Source organism: Desulfosporosinus burensis (genome assembly GCF_054657535.1).
Map to the genome: position 1 here is coordinate 27689 of NZ_BAAHYN010000016.1, position 21161 is coordinate 48849.

Sequence of the window (21161 nt, forward strand, 5' to 3'; positions counted from 1 at the left end):
GGGCAGATACATGGGCAAGAACAATGGCAGTGACATTGAATTACTCTGACTCCGGACGACTTAGCGTTTGATGTTGCTCAACAAAACAATTAACCCAGCGAATAACTTAAAGTAATTGAAGGAAATAAAATTGATATAAGAATTTGATCCATCACATACCATCATGGTCGACCTTCCCATTTCCGGCTATGGAAAAGAAGACTAAGTCTCCTGGCTGGAGATTATTAAAGTCCACGGAAGCTCCGATCGAGTATTGATCGCGGGAAACTCTTGGTAAAGAAATCCCGTTTTGGGCAAAGACATACTTCACATAGCCGGAACAGTCAAAACCCGTCTCAGGAGATGTCCCACCCCATAAATATGAAACACCGATATACTTTTTAGCAGTTGCGATAATAGCATTTGCTTTCTCTTGTCGGGATTGGGTATTATTCTTTTGACTTACTTTGGTTGCATAAAGAGAGTTAAGTTGGTTACCAGTAATGGGACCCACGATTCCATCTGATCTCAAGGATTGAGCAGATTGGAAAGCTTTTACTGCTGCCTGAGTATTTGATCCAAAGATTCCATCGACTATGCCGACGTTATAACCTAGATAGTTAAGTTCAGTTTGTAGCTGAACAACATCTGAACTGGTTGTTCCTACCTTTAACAAGGTATCCCCCACTGCAGCCTGAACTGCTTGGGCTGGTGCTAGCATTAGAAAAGCACCAAGGATTACTAAGCTGATTAGTTTTTTCGTGTGACATCTCCTTTATTTTTTACAAGTTGTCACCTGTTTGATCAAGATAGCATATCTTTATGAACTTACTATGAAAAACTTATGAATTTCTTGTGAATAATAATGGATTAATCAAATTGTTAAGTTGGATTAATCAAACCAGTTACTTGGCTTTGATCATCGAGCGAAGCGAGTTAACTATTGATAAAATAAAAGTGGCTGAGGATCTATTCCTTAGCCACATTATCTCTATAGAAATCTAGATGGTGAATTCAGTCTTTCTTTTCCGACTTTGCTTTGTATAGTGAACGTACCTGAACTCATTCCACATAATCGACTACATAATTAGAGATAATATGTAAGGATTAATGGCATATAAGAGTTGCGGTTGCAGGTTACTGATAAGTGGTAGAAAGAGAGAGGCATTGACTAAAGGGGTAATCCTACACACCGCAAAAGGAGGGTAATGGATAATGTACAAAGGAGGAAAAATAATAGCGTCGCTTGTTATCTTTGTTGCTTTACTGAGCTTACCTTTCTTCTATAATAGGGGGAAAGCCAACAAGGGACCGGAAATAAATCTGAATACTCCGACAATCCTACAACTAGCGGATAAGCAGTGTGTCGAGCCAACGGAATGGATGAGGGCTAATCACATGCAATTGCTGCTACGATGGAGAGATGAAGCCGTACGCATGGGCAAAACAGAATATATTAATAGTCAAGGGAAGTCATTCAAAATTAGTCTTCAAACGTGCTTAAATTGTCATTCCGACCCGGCATTAAATACATCTGATCAATTCTGTGTTTCATGCCATAATTATACAGCCGTAAAGCCGAAATGTTGGAGTTGCCATACTTGGCCAAAGGAGGCCACGAAATGAGTCTTAACAGAAGACTGTTTTTAAAAAAAGCTGGTATGGTCACCGCATTAGGACTAGGAGGAACCTTTGGTATTACCGGGCTCCTCGGGAAGGTAGAGGCCTCCGAATATGAAACACCTCAACAAGGTCTAGTAGCGAAACGATGGGCTATGGTTGTAGATATGAAGAAATTTAAAACCAAAGAAGACTATAATCGAGTTATTGAGGCGTGTCATAGTGTCCATAACGTTCCATCCCTAGGTAATCCTAAGGAGGAGATCAAATGGATATGGAATGAGGATTATGAACATGCATTTCCTAGCCAGAATAACAGATATATGATAGAAAGTGTAAAAAACTATCCCTTTATAATTTTGTGTAATCATTGTGAGAATCCTCCTTGCGTTAAGGCATGCCCCACTGAGGCTACTTTTCAAAGACCCGATGGGATTGTCGACATGGATTTTCACCGTTGTATTGGCTGTCGATTTTGCATGGCAGCCTGTCCTTACGGAGCGAGAAGTTTTAATTATAGGGATCCAAGGCCTTTTATCAAGGAAATAAATCCAGATTTTCCAACCCGAACACTTGGGGTCGTGGAAAAATGTAATTTCTGCGTGGAGCGCTTGGAAAAAGGTCTAATGCCAGCGTGTGTAGTGAAGTCCAACGGAGGGTTAATTTTTGGAGACTTAGATGACCCCAAATCCGGGGTGCGAAAAATTGTTAGTTCGCAATACACGATTCTGCGTAAACCTGAGCTGGGTACCCAACCGAGCGTCTACTACCTAGTAGGGGGCGGAGATCTTGTTTGAAAGAGCTTTGACAGGTAGTCGACGGTACTGGACATGGGTTTTGGGCTTACTTGCTGTCATCGCGGTAGGCTTCTACTCATACCTTAAGCAATATAGCTATGGCTTGGGAGTAACGGGCATGAGTAGGGATGTTTCGTGGGGTTTGTACATCGCCCAGTTTACGTTTCTCGTGGGTGTCGCTGCTTCTGCCGTTATGCTTGTCTTGCCGTATTATCTTCATGACTTTAAGAAATTTGGTAAGATGGTCATCCTCGGTGAATTTTTAGCGATCTCCTCTGTGATTATGAGTATGCTATTTATTATTGTCGATTTGGGTCAACCCATGCGAGTCTTGAATGTCATTTTATATCCGAGCCCACATTCCATGATGTTTTGGGATATGTTAGTCTTATTCGGATATCTCGTACTCAACATTGTGATTGGGTGGACGACACTCGGCGCTGAGAGCAAAGGAAGCCCAACGCCTGCGTGGGTAAAACCGATCATTTACCTTTCCATCCCTTGGGCAGTCAGTATTCATACGGTGACAGCGTTCTTATACGCTGGTCTACCGGGCAGGCATCTCTGGTTATCCGCGATTATGGCAGCACGATTTCTGGCATCCGCCTTTGCAGCTGGTCCAGCAATTTTGATTCTTTTATGTTTATTGGTAAGAAGAGTCAGTAAATTTGATCCAGACCCGGGCGTTGGAGCAATTCAATCTCTAGTAAAAATTGTTACATATGCTATGATTGCAAATGTTTTCTTTTATGGGCTTGAGTTTTTTACAGCCTTTTATAGTAATATACCCGAAGCCAAGGCTCCTCTTAAATATCTCTTCGTCGGGCTTGAGGGCCATACAAGACTTGTTCCTTTTATGTGGACAGCTACTATTTTCGCCTTTGTAGGAATTGGATTACTGCTTTTTCCGAGTTCACGAAAGAATGATAAAATCTTGTCCTTAGCCCTTGTAGCGATCATTGCAGCTAATTGGATTGACAAAGGAATGGGTCTGGTGATTAGCGGATTTATTCCAAATCCTTTTGATAGAGTAACTGAGTATGTGATAACCTACACCGAGATATCTGTGACACTGGGGGTCTATGCGATTGGGATGCTGCTCCTTACAATCCTCTATAAGGTTGCCATTTCGGTTAGGGAACAGAAAGAAACATAGGACTCGGAGATCTGGCAGTAAAGAAAAAGATTATGGGATAAAGAACGCGGTGAAAATAAAATAAGCGTAAAAACGAATAAAAGTAGACCAAGTTTACACACTTCAGTCTACTTTATATTCGTTTTTGAAAATCTTTGTGTCCTATAAAGCGTCGCGTTACATTTCTGTAATAGATATCTGGCTTCTCAGACAATGCAAAATGCTCATCAAGTCTTTAAAATCTGATAGGTTTATAGTTTAAAATAATCCATTAACTGCTTTAAATCCTTAGCTAAATTGTCTAAGCTTTCTGCCGAGGCGAACAATTCCTCGACAGAGGCGTTTTGTTCCTCTGCAGCCCTTCACGGTTCCAGGCTTTCCAAGGGGCCTTCTTCTTCCGACCAATATCCCCTGAGGCGATTTCGTTGGCTTTGAGTACAAAATTACACATCATTTTGCCGAGGGCTCGGCTCAAAAACCAGCCAATGACGAAGCTTACTAAGACATCAATCACGACAAGAATGATTGAAATGCGTGTCGCCTTCGTGAAGATCTCGTTTGAGGTTACCGTACTGTGCATGTTTACCTCATCCATTTTGGAGTCCACTATCTTTTGAAGGATATCCCCAGCTAACTGATGTTTGGTTCCCGCGACCTCATACATATTGGTTTTAGCATCGTCCATCCGACCTTCTTCTGCGGCTTGAATGGTAACTTTAGATGCCTCCACATAATCATTCCAGGCGGCTTTAAACTGTTTCCAAGAATCTGACTCTTGGGCAGATTTTGAAATAGATTCATACTGGCCCATATGTTCTTCTATATCCTTACTTTTCTCGTTAATATCAGCTAAGAAAATTTTTCGTTCTTCGGGGGTGCGCGCGCTGACTGCTAATGCGACATCCGACCGATAGACCGGGGCATCGAAACGCATTTCCGAGAGTTGGTTTAATGGAACCACATCTTGTTCATAAACCATATTCGAAGTATCGTATCATTTGATACATACCGTAAATTCCGATGGTTCCGACAACCCCTGCAGCCAAAGCAATAAATAACATTAAGACTGTGACATGAAAACCCAGCCCTCTATTCTCCAATTTCAAACAATTCACTCCTTTATGTTCTACAAATCTCTTTAATTTTGTATTATTCTGCACCCAAAATAAATAGCCTGCATTTGTTCAAGTAAATTTGTTGTTCGGGAAGCAGCTATTAGAAAAAGATGTTTCATTCTGGGCAGCAAATGGTCCTCAGGGTGAGGGAATGATCTGCAAGCACATCAATTAGGGTTCCTTCTTCATAAGATATTCACAGTTTATTCATCAAATAATCCAATTGATATAGTAGGATTTATATATGGTAATTTGATAGTTTGATATCATTCTCAGAGGGGAACGTGAATTAAGCACAAATTTTATTCACTAGCATCGGGGAATTTTCACTAAGATCTTACGGTGTAGTGGTGCTCAGGAAGCAATTCGAAAGGTAGCCTACGAAAGGACGATTATCTATGCTTATCTTGAAGGGAAAGAAGTCAAACGGCATCGTAGGAAAATACAAAAGTATAATCGATGCTCGAAAGATCTTTTCCGACGCTCAAAGATATCTTGCTCAGAATCATGTAGATCAGGAGCTAGTCTTGATAGAGGGTGATCATGTTGTGATGACTTGTATGCTGAGGATATTTAATAACCAAGCCACATTTTCTCCGACCTAACTTAACCGCATCGTTTCTTTTATTAAGAGTAATCGAATCAGTTTATTGCTTAGGAACGGGAGTGAGAGGGGAGATCTTAGAAGATGTATGGATGAAAGTCGACATCTAAGGTTGTATTTAGAAAATCAGTTTGAAGGAGGAATTCATTGATGGGTAGCTGGGGTAACATGATGGGTGGATGGGAATACGGTGGTTATGGAAGCAGTGGATATGGGTGGATGGGTATGGGAATGTTCCTAATCTTAGGGATTGGGATAATTCTACTGGGTATCTATATATTTCGTCGCAGTGCCTCACAGGTTCATACAGGAATGCTAGGTAAGCATAGTGGAATGGATATCCTGCTTGAACGGTATGCGCGTGGCGAGATAGATTCAGTGGAGTATCAAAGCCGGAAAAGAGATTTGGAGAACACTTAAGTAGAAGGGAATCTCATAAAAAAGGGCAGTGGCTTCACAGGGAAAAACTGTCCTTTGACATTGTTATATAAAAGTGGCTGAGGATAAAATCTCAGCCACTTTTCGCGCGTGCGCTTATTTGCGTTTTGGAGATAGTAAAGTATATTCGTAATGCAGGTAAATCTTACTCCAATTTGTTGATCAAGAAAATGACAATATTTTATTTCTAAATTCACAAGAAATTCGTAGCCTATTCGAATTGATTAGGTATTATTAACAGTGGCAAGACGAAATTGCCATATCTAGGGAATAAATCTAGATATAGAAAAGAAAAGAAAAGAAAAGAAAAGAAAAGAGGAGGAAACTAGGTGTCAAGATTTTATTCTAATAAGTTTGTCGCATCACTAGCTATCACAGCACTCACAGTAACTGCGGGATTAACTCCTGTAGTCGTTATGGCAAGCGAGGCGCAAGTAAAATCAACGTACAATGTTCAGTCCACTCAGAGCTTAATCAATACTCTTACTCGTCTTGGTGGGTATGACAGGTATGGCACAGCAGTTCAGATCGCAGACTATGGGTGGCAGTCGGCCAGCACAGCAGTCCTGGCACCATCGGGTGATCTAAACATGGTAGACGCGCTTGCCTCGTCAAGTCTTGCCAAAGCAGTCGATGGACCAGTACTTCTTGCAGACCAAGACTCAGTACCTGCTGACACAATGACAGAATTAAAAAAACTAGGAGTAAAAAAAGTTTATTTGGTAAGTGGAACAGCGGTCATTTCGGCTAAAGTAGAGAGTGACCTTAGCGCAGTTGGTATTCAAGCTGTGCGGATAGGTGGTTATGATCGGTATGAAACGGCTGTAAATATCGCAAAGGAAATCCAAACGATTAAACCCTTTCAAGAAGTAGTAGTAACAAATGCATTTGCAAATGTCGATGCAATTTCAATTGCCCCAATTGCGGCAGCCAAAGGAATTCCAGTTCTGCTCGTTGATAAGGATTCCGTTCCGACAGTTGTATCGGATTTCATCAAATCATCAGGAATAAAAAATACTTATGTTATTGGCGGAATAGCGGTTGTATCCGACTCTGTAAAGGATACACTGCCAAACGCGACGAGGCTCGGTGGATATGATCGTTTTGATACAAACACAGAAGTGCTAAAGAAATTCGAAAACCTTATTATCGGTAGCAGCATGTTCTTCGCAAATGGGAGCGATACAAGCCTTATTGACTCGTTGACAGGTGCTCCGATGGCAGCCAAATTGGGCGGTGCAATTGTCTTGTCTAATAAAGAAGCAGTTCAAGACGGTACTAAAGGGTATATCCAGACAAACATAGCCCTTAAGAATCCAGTAGTTCTAGGTGGAACAGCAGTAATGTCGGATTCAGCTATACGAAGCTTAGGATATGCCCAACCCAGCCAGTCTGACATTTTAGACGGGGCTGTGGAATTAAACACTCCCAATGCAACATTTAGGGATAAAACAGTCAACGGGAACCTTCTAGTCAATGCAGAAGGCGTTACGTTACAGAATATCCGTATAAAGGGTACGTTATTTCTCGATCCAGGTAAGGACGGCTCTGCTACTCTAGACGGCGTGCAAGCCACTAGAATTGTTGTTCTCTCGGGTGCAGACCGTAGTATTTACTTAAAAGAAACCAAAGCAGATAGTCTAGTCGTGTCAAGTTCCTCTGATGTCCATGTAGTGGCAGAAACAGGAACAACATTAGGGTCTACATTAATTCAATCTACTGCTACTGTAGAATCACAAAGTGGAGCGAACGTAGGGTCATTGGTCGCGCAGCCTCAACGAGAAGCATCAATTAATGTTCAACTCCAAGGAACATTCTCTAACGATGTTTCCCTGAGCGGGAGCGTAAAACTAACGGCAGCAGATGGCGCGGTTGTTCCTACTGTTAAGGTGACTGGGGCGACGACTCCAGATTCAATTCAGTTAGCAGGTAACTTCCCAAGTGTAACTATAGATGATAACTCGTCTATTACCGTGCTATCAGGCAAAATTGACAAATTAGAGACAAAGGGAACATCCGAAATCGTCGTAAAAAGCGGTGCAGAAGTTACAGTTTTGAGTTCTGCGACTGGGAGTACTAAAGTAAGTGGCGGTGGAACCGTAAACGGTAAAACAACGACGGATATTCCTACAGAACCAGGCGATATCCCAGTTGTATCTGATGGAAGTGGAACGTCTCGTGATAGAGATAGAGAGGTCATTCAAAAAACAGAGCAACCCTTAATCACGGGAACGGTCAGAGCTGGAGACACCATGATTTCAGGAACTGCTGAAGCTGGGGCAACGGTAAGTGTCAAGAGAAGCGGAACCGAAATTGGAGCAGCGACGACTGATGGAAACACAGGGGACTACACGGTGACCTTAATCGACGGAGTAATCCTGGCCAAAGACGAAGTGCTTTCGATAACTGCCGTAGCACCTGGCAAGACCGAGAGTAACGGCTCGAGTATCACGGTAGCCGCAGCGCAAACAACACAACCGACAGTCATGGGAACAGTCGGTGCTGGAGAAACCATGATTTTAGGAACTGCTGAAGCTGGGGCAACGGTAAGCATCAAGAGAAGCGAAATCGAAATTGGCACAGCGACAGCTGATGAAACCAAAGGCACTTACATGGTGACTTTAAACGAAGGAGTAACCTTAGCCGAAGCCGACGTACTTTCGATAACGGCCACAGCACCAGACAAGAGCGAGAGCAACGCTACGAGTGTCACGGTAGCCGCTGCGCTGGATCCGACAACGCCACCGACAGTAACGGGAATGGTCAGGGCTGGAGACACCATGATTTCAGGAGCTACTTATGCTGAGGCAAAGGTTTGCGTCATGAGAGGCGAAAACGTCATTGGCACAGCGACAGCGGATGAAACAGGTGCTTATACGGTGACCTTAAACGAAGGAGTAATCCTGGCTAAAGACGAAGTGCTATCGGTCATTGCCAAGGCACCAGACAAGGCCATGAGTGAAACAGTGAGTGTCACGGTAGTAGAAGCAGAGGTAACACCTGAAATTCTAGAAGCACAGTAAACAATAAAAAATGCAAAAGTAACGAAAAGGGTCAGCCTTACAAATTATCGCTGGCCTTTTTTTCGCTTGCGCTATCGTGATATTTAACAATTTGAAACATCTGGTAGATAAACTCATTTCTTCAAAAGCATGAATAAGATGCTTCTCGAGGAGGATGTTTATGATGCTGTTAATGAAGTTTTTAGAGGTTTATGCTAAAGCCTATCAAGGAGGACGATACATTGGACATTTTAATATAAAGAATCTCTTTGAGAGAACATCTTTATGGATTGTCCCAATGGTAAATCCAGACGGGGTAGAACTTGTGCAAAATGGTATTCAGCCAACTGATCCATTTTATGATACAGTCATGAGGATAAACAGAGGTTCCAGCGATTTCAGGGGATGGAAAGCTAATCTCCGGGGTGTTGACTTGAATGACCAGTTCCCAGCAAGATGGGAAGTGGAAGTAGCTAGGCGCGCAGGCACGGACCCGGCTCCTCGCGACTATCCAGGGCCGTCGCCCCTCTCAGAACCAGAATCAAGAGCGATGGCCAACTTTACCCGTTCTCATAATTTTCGCTTAGTGATCGCTTTTCATACACAAGGAGAAGAAATCTATTGGGGCTACAGAGGGTTAGAACCGGCTGAATCACTTCGAATTGTACAGCGATTCGTTGAGGTTAGCGGCTACCAACCTATACAGTACGTCGAGAGTGATGCGGGGTACAAGGACTGGTTTATTTAAGACTGGCGACGCCCAGGATTCACGGTGGAATGCGGACGGGGGACGAACTCTGGGATTCTTCATATGAGCATTATGGATAAAATTTACTATGATGTACAATTCAGACAATTAACGTCTTTAGCTAGAAAGGTGGCTAACTTTGCTAGCACTGAAAAAGACAGTCAGGCGATGGATCTAAAAGTAAAAATGGCCTCTGATTTAATTGAAGGAAATATCATGGTCTATGACAAGAAGGGTATTGTCCAATCATTTGAGGGTTTTGCTAAAAGTACCAAAGACATATCTTTAGTACTTACTGATCCTACTTATAGTCCTTTAACTAAAGATGATATAAAAGAGCTGTTAAGCGGAGAAACGGTTTTTCACAAGGGTAATAACCCCTTCTTCAATACCCAGGTTCTTACGGTAGGTGTTCCGGTGACGGATCCCCAAAGTTCGATAGGGGCGGTCGTAATTCATGTTCCAATCGAACCATTGGCCGGGCAACTGGCTGTCTTTAAGACGATCACAGTTTATTCGACATTGGGTGGGCTCTTCCTCGCCATTACTCTCAGTTTCCTCTTTTCGAAAAAGGTATCCGAGCCATTACGCAACATGAGCCGGGTTGCTCTGGCGATGGCCAATGGAGACTTTTCCCGTCGGATAACTATCAACACCAATGATGAAGTCGGTCTTCTGGCCGATTCTTTAAATAATCTTTCCAGTCAACTCCAAGAAAAGCTGGCTCAACTGGAAAGATTAGATCAGACGCGAAGGGAGTTTGTTTCCAATCTATCCCATGAGATGAAAACTCCGTTAAGCATTATCCAAGCCTTCACAGAAGCTTTACAGGATGACCTTGCTGTTGATGTCAATGAAAAAAATTCTTACTTAAATAATATTTATGAAGAAACTGCACGTCTCAAACGTTTGATCACAGATATCTTAGATTTAAAGAAAATGGAAGAGGGATATGAAGAAGACAAATCCAGATGTAGATCGCAGGGTGGGACAGGACTGGGATTAGCCATTGTCAAGAAAATTATCGAAACCCATGGGGGCCACATCAGTGTCTGGAGTAAACTTGGTGAAGGAACAATATTTGCGATTATCTTGCCAAAAAAAAGGGTGGTACAGTAATTTTCATGAGAAATTCATAACTTTTTCATGAGTTTATCGAATCAAATAGTTATACTGACGTCATAGAAGTTACTTAGGAGGGTCACATATGAGCAAAAGCGAAGTAGTTCTGGACGTAAAAGCAAAAAAGGATAGAGGCATAATCAAAGCAATTGGTTCAGTTCTGTTTGCAATTATCGCTTCTTCCCACCACTGGGTTCATACTCTTTTGATCGCATTGGGTCTAACCACTCTAAGTTCAAGTCTATTATCACTGTCTCCGTCAACAAAGATCATCTTTTTACTTGTTTCCCTTGTTGTTTCAGCGTGGTTTATTCTTGTTGCTAAACGTAAGTGGAGTTATGATCGTCCTTCAGCGTGGGTGTATCTTATATCTTCCATTATCTCGATTATTTTGGTTATTACATCCTTGCCGCAAGCGATCTCAGCCGTCATCCCACCATCGCAGCAGCAACAGCAACAACAGAAAGATATCCACGGGCATTAATTTGCTTTGGCCCCTATTTGTCTAAGAACAAATTAAACAAAATGCCGATCAAACCAACTTATTGGTTTTAAATGCAGCGATTGAGGCCGCACGGGCGGGTGAACAGGGGAGAGGCTTTGCTGTTGTCGCTGAAGAGGTACGGAAGTTGGCGGAACAATCATCGACGTCTTCAACTCAGATCGCAACCCTAATTGGTAATATTCAACGAGAGACGGAACGTGCCGTCGAAGTGATGGAGAAAGGGAAGGGGGAAGTGGTTGCAGGAGTCGAAGCCGTTAATTTAGCCGGGAATTCGTTCCGAACCATTGTAGCAAGAGGTTAACACAGTCATTGAGCAAATTCAGCAGGCAGTTTTATCCGGTTGAATTGTATTGAGTTCGATCATGGACCAAGAGTCTATTCCAGTAAGGGTGCGAGAAGTCTTGAAATTGGTAAAAACCCCATTGTCTTCTTCTGCACTTAAGTTCCAGAAGCTGTACATCCACATCTTTTCAGACACAGTTATGGTGCCCACTTGTACAGAATGGGGTTTTCATTACCAGTGATTGCAAAACTGCTTGACCATGAATCACTGGTAACTACAGAAATCTATGCAGAAATGGTAAATGCAGCTTTTCGGGAGATGGAAGATTCTTTAAAGAAGCAAAATCCATTACAGCCGAAAGAAAAGAAATGGAAACAAGTTGATGAACAAATCTTCTGCCGCATTCGGGGATACGTTTCAACGGTTTGCAAGCAAGGGTTCCCGATCCTGGAGAAAATTCGGGATGCGTTCGCTAGCAACCCTTTTATTCCTGCGCCACCCCTTAAAAACTAACACGTGTCCATTCTCAGGGGTACTCCGTACCCCTATTTGTGTTGCTCAAATACAGCAGGTAGTGAGTAGTTACCATATTTTAAATTAATTAGCTAACCAATCGGTCATAAAAATCCCCCAAAGCTTATCTCAACCGATTTAACCAAGAAGATTATACTGGTCTCTTGTTTTAAGCCTTGACTATTTCCACTCTGGTATCCAATTCACTGGCTCCGCCGCCAATAAGATCGGACAAACAAGCGTTTTTTAACGTAACATCTACCAATTGAACGGCATTTGCAGCAAAACCGGTACCTCTTCCTGAAGCAAAACCGGTATCATTATATCCTGCCACCCATTTGGTATGGCCGTAGGGCTGAACAACTTCGGTCTTATTACCGTCAATCTGTACCGAGGACGCGCCATAGGCGAAGTGGCCGTAATTATAGCTGCATCCTACTACGCCAGGTTTAATGCCGTTGGTTACCAGCGCCTTCCCCTCCGCTTTAAAGTCTTGAGTTATAATTTTGATGGGATCTCCGGAACTAATACCACGTTTACTGGCATCAAGCGGATTAATCCAAACGTAATTTTCCGCCTCAATTTCCCGCAGCCAAGCATCGCTGATATTGCGGTGTTGTCCGATATGTCTTGCTTTCCAGTTAATAAAGATAAGGGGATAATCTCCCTTCTCCACCTTTTGCCCGTTATAATAAGTGATTTCTTCAATCCTAGGCAGGCCGTCAAACGGTTGGCCAGTAAATGAATGTTTCCCTTTGGCCACTTTTTCGGCGTAAAAATTAACTTCAGCGCCTAATTTATACTTGAGGTACAGACCGTCATATTCATTACCTTGTTTTTCAAATCTGCCTCCTCTATTAAGGACATAGACAACTCTGTGCCACTCTTCCGGTTTAACCGCTCTTTTCCAGGACTCAAGATCGAAGAACTTACCTAAAGCTTTTTTCCTTGCCCTTTCAAAGATTAACAGTTCTTTGTCATCCGCTTCCGGTACGGGCTCTTTCCCATCATAAGCAATGTTGGCCGCCAGCTTCAGATAAAAGTCCTCAGCTCGATCCAGCGCGCTCCCGTCCGGAAAGGCTCCGGCCCCAACCCCAGGTAGTTTTAACTCCTTGGCCATGTCAATAACGAAGTCTTCCAGCTGCCTGGCTTCAGGATAAACCCGGGTTACCGGCTGTTGAATATGGGTTTCTTTGAGGGGGAAATTAGGATAGATAACTTCAAATCCCCAGCGTTCCAGGTAAGTTAAATCAGGCAAAATATAATCGGCATAAGTAGCTGTTTCACTGATTACCAGATCAGATACTACCAAAAGGGGAATAGCTTTCTGGTCTTTTAAAATTTCCTTATGGGCCATCCCAACAGGCACTGACAATAAGGGAGAAATCCGGTGAATGAACAGGGCCTTGATGGGATAAGGATAACCTTCAGCAGCGCTTGGTAAGGCCTCCTGAATGTTATTACCGGAATATTGAAACCAGGGACGCTTGGCCGGGTAGCCATCCCGCTCAAAGAGAGTAGTCTTTTCATAGACAACCTTATTGCGTATCTGCGGTATGCCCCAGGCCGTATATCCTTTCGGCACTTTCAACAGATCATACCTGCCCTCGAAAGGATTAAACTTGGCTCCGGTGCTCATACTGCCCCCTTTCCAGTCATAGTTACCAATCAAGTGGTTAAGGCAGTTAATAGCCCGCACATTATAGAAACCATTAGTATGCATTGCCGGGCCTCGGTAGGAGGTAATAGCCGCTTTTTTTCCATGGGAAGTGAACTCCCTAGCCAAGTCGATAATCTGCTGCGGATCGATCTCACAAATCTTGGCATATTCGTCAATGGTGTATTTCATAACCCGTTCTTTAAATAAGGTAAACACCGACTTAACATGGATGCCGTTAATAACCGTATCCACTTCCAATTGTCCTTCTGTAGCCTGGTCATAAGGTACAGGTTTGCCGTTTTGGATTACCACAAATTGTTTTTCTGTTCCAATACCGAGATCACTGGCTCTAAGCTTGGGCTTTCCTTTCGCGGTCAGATTAACCAAATGAGTTACATCGGACCAGGTCAGTTCCCCGTCAGCTTTTGCTGCCGCTTGGTTGGGATTGGTCAAGTACCTGAAGTCATAACGCTCGTTTTCTATAATCCAGCGGGCCATTCCTAACGCTAAAGCCGCGTCGGTTCCCGGTTTAATCGGCACCCAGATATGTGCCTTTTCAGCAATCCGGCTCAATCTTGGGTCCACCACCGCCAGCTTCATTCCTCTTTTGAGAGCATTCATAAATTGGGGCGCCAGCCAAGTAGGTCCTTTATTGGCCACTAGCGGGTCGGTTCCCCAGACAATGACAAACTCAGCATTATCCACATCGGCGTACATGCGTTTTTTCGGTTTTTCTGAATTGAATGACTGTACATTCCCGATTACACCGCTAGCACCACAAATACCGCCATGGTCAAGGCTGTTAATGCTGCCAATGGTCTGACTCCAGAACCGGTCTTTGAAAAAATCCCGCCGGTCCCCAAAAAAGCCTACAATTTGATTAGCCTTGGGTCCCAAATCCGGATGTTTAGTATCGATAAGCACATCTTTATACTTCACATCAAATTCTTCCTGGGACATCTCTCCTTTTTTCATCTTTTTCCAATCAGTCATCACCTCCTCTTCGGGGACAAAGGCCCAGATGCTTTTCAATCCTGGAGTTCCCAGATCCGGGCTACCATAAACAATTTCCTTTAGCGCTTGTTCCCAGCTAATACTTTGCCATTGCCCACTTCCCCTGGGACCAACCCTTTTCAGTGGCTTCTGCACTCTCAAAGCATCATAAGCAGTTTGGATACCAGCCTGGCCTTTGAGACAGGTCCGTCCGCCCCGGAAGCCTCGTCCTTCCTTGGCCACATCGCCACGACCTTTGGCCGCCTTGTCCACAGGAGTCTCGTAAGGAATCTGACCAAAAGGTTGCATATTAAGCGGACTATACGGGTTGCCTGCTAACTTTCCAATATAAGAAGTTGGACCGTTTCCTTGAGCAGGGGATATAACAGCTTTTAAAGTACAATAGGTATTACACTGTTCACAGGTTGTATAGATGACATCCTCAGCGCCATAATCCAGTGCCTCTTTTCCCGTTCCATGCGGATCATCTAAGAACCAGGATTCAATCGCTGACTGCTCAGACCCTAAGGCTACAGGAGCTATTAAACCTATCCCCGCCAAGACAGCGCTGGTTTTAAGAAAACTTCTTCTGCTGATTTTAATCGGCTTCTTCTGTTGATCCATATTATTTTCCCTCCCTAATGTCTTTTATAGTATCAATCGGCAAAGCTTTGATTGCTACCGTGTATAGAAACAACCCGAAAGCTACTATTCCTACACTGCTAATCCATTCAACCAGAGTAGGATAATAATAACCCCAGGGCAATCCCTGTAACACGGGTACAATTAGAGGAGGTACCACAATGTTAAACCGAACTCCTAAAATACCTATTATTACCAAAAAAGCAGCTAAGGTTATAGCAGTCATTGATTCCTTTAGCTTGCGGTTAAAGAAAACAAACAGCGGAATAACTACTCCTAAAAACATTTGTATCCACCAGAATGACCAGGAAAAAGGGCCTAGGAAAATAGTTTCGATAGTAGCCAGTTCCGTATCTTCGAGTCCATAGGCTCCAACAAAAAATTCAAAGAATTCCATGCCCACCTCTATAAGGAGAAAAAGGGTTAAGAGTCCGGCCAGTGATTTAACCATTTCCTTATCGACCTCACGTCCCATCGCCTTGGTCCGGATCACATAAAACACCAGCAGCAGAGCGGTACTCGCGACCAGAGCAGATACGATTAAGATTACCGGGAGAAGTCCGCTATTCCAGAATGGCCGGGCTTTAACCCCTGCAAAAAGCATACCTTCCCCCCCTAGAACTCCGAAAATAGCAATGGGAATTCCAATTGAGCCTAAAATTTTTAACAATTTGTGGTCACGTTGTTTGGATTTATCGGTCAGGTCAGTACTGCCAAAGGCAAGGAAGCTGGCCAAGGATGCTTGCCACCCTGTGCCTTGAGCAACCCGAATCAGATCCTGTCGCATGGAAAAATAGAATTCAGCAGTTAATAAGCCAATATAGATTGCATAAAAACGAACTTCCCAAGCCAGCATACTGGTAAAATTCCAGTAACGTAAGGTATGCCAGAACCGTTCCATCCTCCCCAAATCCAATAAGATAAAGCACATGGCCAAACCCATACTAAGAATGGCCACCAGCAGGGCATCCCGACCAATCTTCTGATATTTTTCCATCTTAAAGACGAAGAACATGGTAGACAGGAGAAAAGAACCGACGCTCAAACCCACAAAAAAGATATAAAATGCTACCCAAGCCCCCCAGGTTATATCACTGGTCAAATTAGTAACGACCAATCCGGCTTGAACTCTTTCGATAATCGCCCAGCCGCCAAACGCCATTAACAAAACAAGTACGCCATACCAGGCTTTAGTCAATCGTTCGCTGCTTTTCACCGTACTCACATCCTCCTATTATTGTTTAACATCATTTCAGGTAGATGACCCTGGGTTTAGTCCCCACTTCTTCCTTGAGAAGAAATGCCCTTGGGCTTGCTGCCAATTTAGAAACCACACTTTCAGGATCATTAAGATCGCCAAAATAACGGGCATCTCCCGGACAAACCTCAACACAAGCCGGTTCTTCTCCGCGTTGCAACCGATGATAGCAGAACGTGCACTTGCGTACATTCCCTATTGGAGACTTGCCGTTTTCCCGCTTACCTCTGTCAATGCCGTATTCCGGTGCCTGTACCTCGTTATATCCAACCATCTCCTGGCTGTAATCCAGACCGAAGTCAAAATACCTAGCTCCATATGGGCAGCTTATCATACAGTAGCGGCAGCCGATACAACGATCATAGTCAATAGCGGTTATCCCGTTTTCCAGTTTATAGGTCGCTTTTACCGGGCAAACCTGAACACAGGGGGGCTGGTCACACTGCATACAGGGTCTAGGCAAATGAACCTTGGTAACATTGGGGAAAGTTCCCCTTTCCTCCGTAATTACGATATTGTAAGTCACTCCCGGCGGAGTGCGGTTCTCTGCTTTACAGGCCACTGTACAAGCGTCACAGCCAATACATTTCTGCAAATCAATTACCATCACCCATTTTTTGTCTGTGCTCACTACGTATTCTCCCTTCGAATTAGGGTTTGCTAAACAGACCCCAAATTTTCAAACCAGAACATAATCAGGTCATCTAAGGATATCCTGCACTCTTTTTTAAATAAAATGTAAAAAGCGTAAAAAGAACCCTAATCCGATGCTCCAAGTTCATGACAATAAATTGCAGCACAATCACACTCTCGGCCGTCTCTTTTTGATGCGCCATTATACGACAAGATATGCTTACCACAAATCATAAATAAGCATATGGAAAAAGCAACGGGATGACCCATGGACATTCCTCCTGGTATTGAAGCCATGATTTTAATGGCACCGATGACGGAAGAAGGGTATAAACCCCTGTATCAGTTGAAAGATTACTATTGTCCCAAAGATTTGGAAGGTATTTTTCAACGCTCCAGTTGAATTAGAACAAATAAAAAATGACCGCTTTGGCTATTTTCTGGATGTCTTCAATGAGGCAGGATGCCGCACGATCTTTTCGGAGATCTGTGCCAACGCTTTGCTGACCTATGGGGTAAGAATCAAGAACATTAACTATGACACCACTTCCTTTATAATGTGGGGGAACTATGAAACGGTAGATAATGAAAGTATCCACTTTCACCAAGCTGGTAGAAGAGGTAAGATAGGCGTTATAACCATCGATTTTGGCCATAGTAAAGCCAGGCGGCCCGATAAAAAGCAACTTAAAATGGGTATGGGAACGGCGAATGGAACCATTGTCGATGCTAAAGTGTATCTGGAAATATGAGTTATATCCCTCCAATTAATCATTATTTTACAGCTTTGCTTCGTTTGATCCACTTCCGAGACTCCCACTTCTATAAGCGGGAGTTCCATGCTCTGCTTCGGTGGGGGTAGACTCCCCCACCGAAGTCTCGATGTTCAGCTTTAGCTGAACGAGTTCACTTGCTGTTTTTCCATGTCCTTAGTGTAACTCTCGGATACGATCATCTCATGAAAAAGTTGTGAATTTCTCATGAAAAAGGGTCCCCGATTTATATTCGGGATCCCTCTTCTTTCGCTTTTTACTCATTTGACTCGCTGGAGTCATTTTCTACTATCTTCATTACTCACGGTTCCTGTGCTCAAATTCCTCCACAGGAATCTCGGCCATCAAATTCGCCTTTTTCAGTAGCGTAAAAGTCATCCTTTTTAGAAAAAGGGCAGTGTCTCCAAGATACTGCCCTTTTGGCATTTGGTAAGCATAAATTTATTCGTGCCCTTAATGTCTAACAATTTAAACGAAAAAAATAGTTATTTTATTCATAAGAAATTCACAACTAATTCACAGCATAGTCGAATTGTGTAAGTATTATTAGAGCTAGTCAGACAAGGTTGCTAGTGAGAAATGTCTTGGGTGTAGGAAATTTGCTATTTGCAAAGGGGAGAGACGATTGAAGGTAAGAGTACTTGCAGCTGCATTAATTATTATTTTAGGGGCTGGCGTTTGGTGGGGCCTCCAAACGGTTGAAGCTACGCAAAATCAAGCGCAGCAAGCTACTAATACGACCAGTATTAACAACTCCGGCTCTTCCAGCCCATTGGTCGCTGGCTCGGGGATGGCACCGCAACTTGATAAACAAGGAGGGGTTTATGTTACCGTTACCTGGGAAAAAGAAGGTTCCAATTCCTCTATGCAGAAATTTGCGGTATCGATGAACAATCATATGACCAATCTGGACGATTTCGATTTTACTGAGAATACTGAACTAAAGATTAGTGGTACCACTGTGCCAGCTGTCGTTAAAGTTTTAAACAAAAGCGGAGAAGGTCATCACGTTTCGGCTGAAATAGGAGTACAAAGTACAGATTTAAGCAAACTGAAACCCGGCAGCCAGGTTACACTTGTAATTAAGAATTTAGTCAGCGTTCCGATGCGTAACTTCACGTGGGCTTACTAAAACCGAGAGTAGGGTGATTTATTGACTACGTCGCTATTAGCAATTGCTTTTGCTGCTGGAATTCTATCTTTTCTCTCGCCCTGCATCATTCCTATGTTAGGAGTCTATTTTTCTCTGATTACAGGGCTGACTTCCGATCAACTTAAAGAGACGGCTATGGATGCTCTCCTACGCCGCCGAGTACTGAAGAATACCCTAGCCTTTATCGGCGGATTTGCTCTGGTGTTTACTGCTGCCGGAGCCGCTGCAGGAGAACTTGGGTCAATTCTCAGTAAATGGCAGTTCGTGCTTAATATTTTGGGTGGTACAGTTGTCCTTATCTTATCGCTTAAGCTTTTGGGCGTTTTTGATCTGTCGTTTCTTGCTAAATTACACTGGGAACCAGCCTTCTACGAAAAGTTGAGGAATAAGGCCAAACACAGTACTTGGTCATCCTTTGTCGTCGGCTTATTGTTCGCCGTTGCTTGTTCCCATTGCATTGGCCCAACTCTTTACTCTATTCTAGCTTTAGCAGGCACCACCCAAAATCCGTTCAGCGGAATGCTTGTTATGTTTATTTTTTCCGCAGGGCTGGCTATTCCTTATATGATCGCAGGGATGTCATTTAATTGGGTTATTAAGAGTTTGCAGAGGGTACGTCGCTGGCAAATTGTTGTCGAACGGCTAGCCGGTCTCCTAATGCTTTATATCTCTTATGTGATTTACGCTGACAAGTTGACTCAACTGACGGGTTACTTGGCTAAGTTCCTGCCTCGTTTGCCTCTGGGCATGTAAACGCTTTTATCTTTTATCGGGTCTAGTGGAACATAAATTACTTTGGAAGGGAATTAAAAAATGTTGCAATTTATTAGTCAAAACTGGTGGATTTTCTTGTTCATCGCGATAATGTTCTTTATGCATCGGTCAGGAGCGGGTTGTTGTGGCGGTGGGAAGAAACATGGGCAACGGCACGATAGTCCTGAGAAAGATCTACAAGATAGAAGTACAGGTGACGCGGGTTGCTGCGGTGGTCATAAGAGCAAATAGGCTTAAGTCCATTTTTCGTGATGCTATGTTATAAAAATTTTGGACCATGGGATAGGGTAGCCTCCTATCCCTCTTTCCCCGAGTTTAAGCCCATCTATTGGATTGAGGTTCTAATCTAGGGGATTATGCGGATGGACAACTTCATAACATAAGGGAGAGATTAACAAGTGAAAACAAAGACAAAGTTAGTTTTAACGATGGTTTTGTTTCTTCTAAGCCTAAGCATAAGCTACCTAAGCCCTAATGTTGCGTGGGCAGAGAGTGGCAGTCTAAAAGCCACAAACTTTCAAGTGGATGTCAAACCAGAATATGATGACCCAAGAACGTTAGTAATTTATCAAGGGGACTTTATTAATCCCGGGACAGAAACTATTAAGAAAGACACCCTTATTTCCTTTATCATCCCTAAGGGGGCGGAAATAGGTATGGCCTGCGAAATTACTGCCCAGGGGGGCCATGACTGCCAGCCGTATACCACTCAGGATCTAGACGATAACAAAGTGAAGCTCAGTTGGAAAATCACCAAAGACATCGCTCCCAACCAGAAGTATCCGGCCTATTTAGAATTTTATTACGATAATGGTTCTACTGCTCCAAACAAGACGTTTAACTACATATTTTTTCCGACAGATGATATAGATAACTTGGATTTAAACATTGTAGCCCCGAAAAACGCTAGTAATTTTGTCACTACTCCAGCTGCAAGTATGACTGGGAAAGATTCTAAAGGGTTAGATAGATTTTCCTTTAACTATAAAAATCAGACGCCTAAAGATAATGTAGCCGTTAAAGTCGACTATACCAAGCCGGATAATAAACCAAGCTTCGACCAGCCACAAATCGGTGAGAGTAACCCTCAAAGTTCATCACCGGGATGGAATAGTCAGCTTAGTAAGCCGGAGGTCCTAATCCCTATCTTGTTGTTTGTTGCTATCTTGGCCGGTATCCTAATCTTAGGCCTCAATAGGAATAAGCAACCTGCACAGGGTGCTTATAAAGGGACCGTAGCCAAGAAAAAAGGGATAGTATCTAAAAAGCTTAGTAAGGTGGAAGCTGGAAATCAGGAAAAAAGGAAACTTCGTCAAATGTTGCTAGATGGCAAGATTGATGTGGACACTTATAAACAGCTCTTGGCCGAAATTAAAGAAGATAGTTGAACATGCAAGTAGATCACCATGCCACA

General features: G+C 43.2%; 22 protein-coding genes and 2 pseudogenes. 17 read left to right on the top strand and 7 right to left on the bottom strand.

Annotated features, from left to right (window positions below):
- Positions 1 to 151: 151 nt before the first annotated feature.
- Positions 152 to 700: a C40 family peptidase gene (locus ACYQ3Q_RS23550; protein ID WP_459930887.1), complete on the bottom strand. Its 549-nt coding sequence runs from the start codon at positions 698 to 700 to the stop codon at positions 152 to 154.
- Between the two features lie 494 nt (positions 701 to 1194).
- Here ACYQ3Q_RS23550 and dsrJ point away from each other — a divergent pair, with 494 nt between their 5' ends.
- From dsrJ to dsrP, 3 genes are read left to right on the top strand one after another with little or no spacing between them, the layout of a single operon-like run.
- A complete protein-coding gene (gene dsrJ / locus ACYQ3Q_RS23555) occupies positions 1195 to 1605 on the top strand; it encodes a sulfate reduction electron transfer complex DsrMKJOP subunit DsrJ (protein ID WP_459930888.1) in 411 nt (136 codons plus the stop codon).
- Positions 1602 to 2396: a sulfate reduction electron transfer complex DsrMKJOP subunit DsrO gene (gene dsrO, locus ACYQ3Q_RS23560; RefSeq protein WP_459930889.1), complete on the top strand. Its 795-nt coding sequence runs from the start codon at positions 1602 to 1604 to the stop codon at positions 2394 to 2396. The genes dsrJ and dsrO overlap by 4 nt, the downstream gene beginning before the upstream one ends.
- On the top strand, positions 2389 to 3552 hold the full coding sequence (gene dsrP / locus ACYQ3Q_RS23565; protein ID WP_459930890.1) for a sulfate reduction electron transfer complex DsrMKJOP subunit DsrP: 1164 nt from the start codon (positions 2389 to 2391) through the stop codon (positions 3550 to 3552). Before dsrO ends, dsrP begins: the two co-directional genes overlap by 8 nt.
- A 280-nt stretch (positions 3553 to 3832) precedes the next feature.
- Here dsrP and ACYQ3Q_RS23570 read toward each other — a convergent pair whose 3' ends face one another.
- Together ACYQ3Q_RS23570 and ACYQ3Q_RS23575 are read right to left on the bottom strand one after the other, a co-directional pair.
- Entirely contained in the window at positions 3833 to 4510 is a 678-nt protein-coding gene (locus ACYQ3Q_RS23570) for an MCP four helix bundle domain-containing protein (protein WP_459930891.1), read from the bottom strand.
- Positions 4500 to 4637, bottom strand: coding sequence for a hypothetical protein (locus ACYQ3Q_RS23575; RefSeq protein ID WP_459930892.1), 138 nt, complete (start codon positions 4635 to 4637; stop codon positions 4500 to 4502). Before ACYQ3Q_RS23575 ends, ACYQ3Q_RS23570 begins: the two co-directional genes overlap by 11 nt.
- Positions 4638 to 5044: 407 nt before the next feature.
- On the opposite strand from ACYQ3Q_RS23575, the gene ACYQ3Q_RS23580 reads away from it, so the two are divergent.
- From ACYQ3Q_RS23580 to ACYQ3Q_RS23615, 8 genes and pseudogenes are all read left to right on the top strand, one after another.
- Positions 5045 to 5251, top strand: coding sequence for a hypothetical protein (locus tag ACYQ3Q_RS23580; protein ID WP_459930893.1), 207 nt, complete (start codon positions 5045 to 5047; stop codon positions 5249 to 5251).
- Between the two features lie 149 nt (positions 5252 to 5400).
- Positions 5401 to 5670, top strand: a complete 270-nt coding sequence (locus tag ACYQ3Q_RS23585) for an SHOCT domain-containing protein (RefSeq protein ID WP_459930894.1) — start codon at positions 5401 to 5403, stop codon at positions 5668 to 5670.
- Between the two features lie 347 nt (positions 5671 to 6017).
- On the top strand, positions 6018 to 8711 hold the full coding sequence (locus tag ACYQ3Q_RS23590; RefSeq protein ID WP_459930895.1) for a cell wall-binding repeat-containing protein: 2694 nt from the start codon (positions 6018 to 6020) through the stop codon (positions 8709 to 8711).
- A 160-nt stretch (positions 8712 to 8871) separates the two neighbouring features.
- Positions 8872 to 9438, top strand: a complete 567-nt coding sequence (locus tag ACYQ3Q_RS23595) for a M14 family metallopeptidase (RefSeq protein ID WP_459930896.1) — start codon at positions 8872 to 8874, stop codon at positions 9436 to 9438.
- A 72-nt stretch (positions 9439 to 9510) separates the two neighbouring features.
- Positions 9511 to 10557 (top strand): histidine kinase dimerization/phospho-acceptor domain-containing protein, encoded by a 1047-nt coding sequence (locus ACYQ3Q_RS23600; protein WP_459930897.1) that lies wholly within the window; start codon positions 9511 to 9513, stop codon positions 10555 to 10557.
- Positions 10558 to 10645: 88 nt separating this feature from the next.
- Positions 10646 to 11044: a hypothetical protein gene (locus ACYQ3Q_RS23605; protein ID WP_459930898.1), complete on the top strand. Its 399-nt coding sequence runs from the start codon at positions 10646 to 10648 to the stop codon at positions 11042 to 11044.
- A 31-nt stretch (positions 11045 to 11075) separates the two neighbouring features.
- Positions 11076 to 11391 (top strand): annotated as a pseudogene (locus ACYQ3Q_RS23610) (methyl-accepting chemotaxis protein); the annotation flags it as partial.
- A 137-nt stretch (positions 11392 to 11528) separates the two neighbouring features.
- Positions 11529 to 11861: pseudogene (locus ACYQ3Q_RS23615) on the top strand (tyrosine-type recombinase/integrase); the annotation flags it as partial.
- A 169-nt stretch (positions 11862 to 12030) separates the two neighbouring features.
- Here ACYQ3Q_RS23615 and ACYQ3Q_RS23620 read toward each other — a convergent pair.
- The 4 genes from ACYQ3Q_RS23620 to ACYQ3Q_RS23635 all read right to left on the bottom strand — a co-directional run bounded on the left by ACYQ3Q_RS23620 (position 12031) and on the right by ACYQ3Q_RS23635 (position 17317).
- Positions 12031 to 15138 carry a molybdopterin-dependent oxidoreductase gene (locus ACYQ3Q_RS23620; RefSeq protein WP_459930899.1) on the bottom strand — a complete coding sequence of 1036 codons (3108 nt, stop codon included), beginning with the start codon at positions 15136 to 15138 and terminating at the stop codon, positions 12031 to 12033.
- Between the two features lies 1 nt (position 15139).
- Entirely contained in the window at positions 15140 to 16372 is a 1233-nt protein-coding gene (gene nrfD / locus ACYQ3Q_RS23625; protein ID WP_459930900.1) for an NrfD/PsrC family molybdoenzyme membrane anchor subunit, read from the bottom strand.
- A gap of 31 nt (positions 16373 to 16403) precedes the next feature.
- Positions 16404 to 17045 carry a 4Fe-4S dicluster domain-containing protein gene (locus tag ACYQ3Q_RS23630; protein ID WP_459930901.1) on the bottom strand — a complete coding sequence of 214 codons (642 nt, stop codon included), beginning with the start codon at positions 17043 to 17045 and terminating at the stop codon, positions 16404 to 16406.
- A 128-nt stretch (positions 17046 to 17173) separates the two neighbouring features.
- The gene (locus ACYQ3Q_RS23635; RefSeq protein WP_459930966.1) at positions 17174 to 17317 is read right to left on the bottom strand and encodes a hypothetical protein; all 144 of its coding nucleotides are present in this window, start codon (positions 17315 to 17317) and stop codon (positions 17174 to 17176) included.
- Between ACYQ3Q_RS23635 and ACYQ3Q_RS23640 the strand changes: the two genes are divergently transcribed.
- From ACYQ3Q_RS23640 to ACYQ3Q_RS23665, 6 genes are all read left to right on the top strand, one after another.
- Positions 17316 to 17450, top strand: a complete 135-nt coding sequence (locus ACYQ3Q_RS23640) for a hypothetical protein (protein WP_459930902.1) — start codon at positions 17316 to 17318, stop codon at positions 17448 to 17450. The genes ACYQ3Q_RS23635 and ACYQ3Q_RS23640 overlap by 2 nt on opposite strands.
- A 154-nt stretch (positions 17451 to 17604) precedes the next feature.
- Positions 17605 to 17799 (top strand): hypothetical protein, encoded by a 195-nt coding sequence (locus tag ACYQ3Q_RS23645; RefSeq protein WP_459930903.1) that lies wholly within the window; start codon positions 17605 to 17607, stop codon positions 17797 to 17799.
- 646 nt (positions 17800 to 18445) lie between these two features.
- Entirely contained in the window at positions 18446 to 18952 is a 507-nt protein-coding gene (locus tag ACYQ3Q_RS23650; protein ID WP_459930904.1) for a hypothetical protein, read from the top strand.
- Between the two features lie 21 nt (positions 18953 to 18973).
- Positions 18974 to 19726: a cytochrome c biogenesis CcdA family protein gene (locus tag ACYQ3Q_RS23655; protein ID WP_459930905.1), complete on the top strand. Its 753-nt coding sequence runs from the start codon at positions 18974 to 18976 to the stop codon at positions 19724 to 19726.
- Positions 19727 to 19786: 60 nt separating this feature from the next.
- The gene (locus ACYQ3Q_RS23660) at positions 19787 to 19978 is read left to right on the top strand and encodes a hypothetical protein (protein ID WP_459930906.1); all 192 of its coding nucleotides are present in this window, start codon (positions 19787 to 19789) and stop codon (positions 19976 to 19978) included.
- 167 nt (positions 19979 to 20145) lie between these two features.
- A complete protein-coding gene (locus ACYQ3Q_RS23665; RefSeq protein WP_459930907.1) occupies positions 20146 to 21135 on the top strand; it encodes a hypothetical protein in 990 nt (329 codons plus the stop codon).
- The last annotated feature ends 26 nt before the right edge of the window (positions 21136 to 21161 follow it).

Coding starts and splice junctions, on each gene's coding strand:
- ACYQ3Q_RS23660 (WP_459930906.1), top strand. CDS start 19,787: ATGTTGCAATTTATTAGTCAAAACTGGTGGATTTTCTTGTTCATCGCG.
- ACYQ3Q_RS23635 (WP_459930966.1), bottom strand. CDS start 17,317: ATGGGTCATCCCGTTGCTTTTTCCATATGCTTATTTATGATTTGTGGT.
- ACYQ3Q_RS23595 (WP_459930896.1), top strand. CDS start 8,872: ATGATGCTGTTAATGAAGTTTTTAGAGGTTTATGCTAAAGCCTATCAA.
- ACYQ3Q_RS23600 (WP_459930897.1), top strand. CDS start 9,511: ATGGATAAAATTTACTATGATGTACAATTCAGACAATTAACGTCTTTA.
- ACYQ3Q_RS23645 (WP_459930903.1), top strand. CDS start 17,605: ATGTGGGGGAACTATGAAACGGTAGATAATGAAAGTATCCACTTTCAC.
- dsrO (WP_459930889.1), top strand. CDS start 1,602: ATGAGTCTTAACAGAAGACTGTTTTTAAAAAAAGCTGGTATGGTCACC.
- dsrJ (WP_459930888.1), top strand. CDS start 1,195: ATGTACAAAGGAGGAAAAATAATAGCGTCGCTTGTTATCTTTGTTGCT.
- ACYQ3Q_RS23605 (WP_459930898.1), top strand. CDS start 10,646: ATGAGCAAAAGCGAAGTAGTTCTGGACGTAAAAGCAAAAAAGGATAGA.
- ACYQ3Q_RS23550 (WP_459930887.1), bottom strand. CDS start 700: ATGCTAGCACCAGCCCAAGCAGTTCAGGCTGCAGTGGGGGATACCTTG.
- ACYQ3Q_RS23620 (WP_459930899.1), bottom strand. CDS start 15,138: ATGGATCAACAGAAGAAGCCGATTAAAATCAGCAGAAGAAGTTTTCTT.
- ACYQ3Q_RS23580 (WP_459930893.1), top strand. CDS start 5,045: ATGCTTATCTTGAAGGGAAAGAAGTCAAACGGCATCGTAGGAAAATAC.
- ACYQ3Q_RS23640 (WP_459930902.1), top strand. CDS start 17,316: ATGGACATTCCTCCTGGTATTGAAGCCATGATTTTAATGGCACCGATG.
- ACYQ3Q_RS23585 (WP_459930894.1), top strand. CDS start 5,401: ATGGGTAGCTGGGGTAACATGATGGGTGGATGGGAATACGGTGGTTAT.
- ACYQ3Q_RS23570 (WP_459930891.1), bottom strand. CDS start 4,510: ATGGTTTATGAACAAGATGTGGTTCCATTAAACCAACTCTCGGAAATG.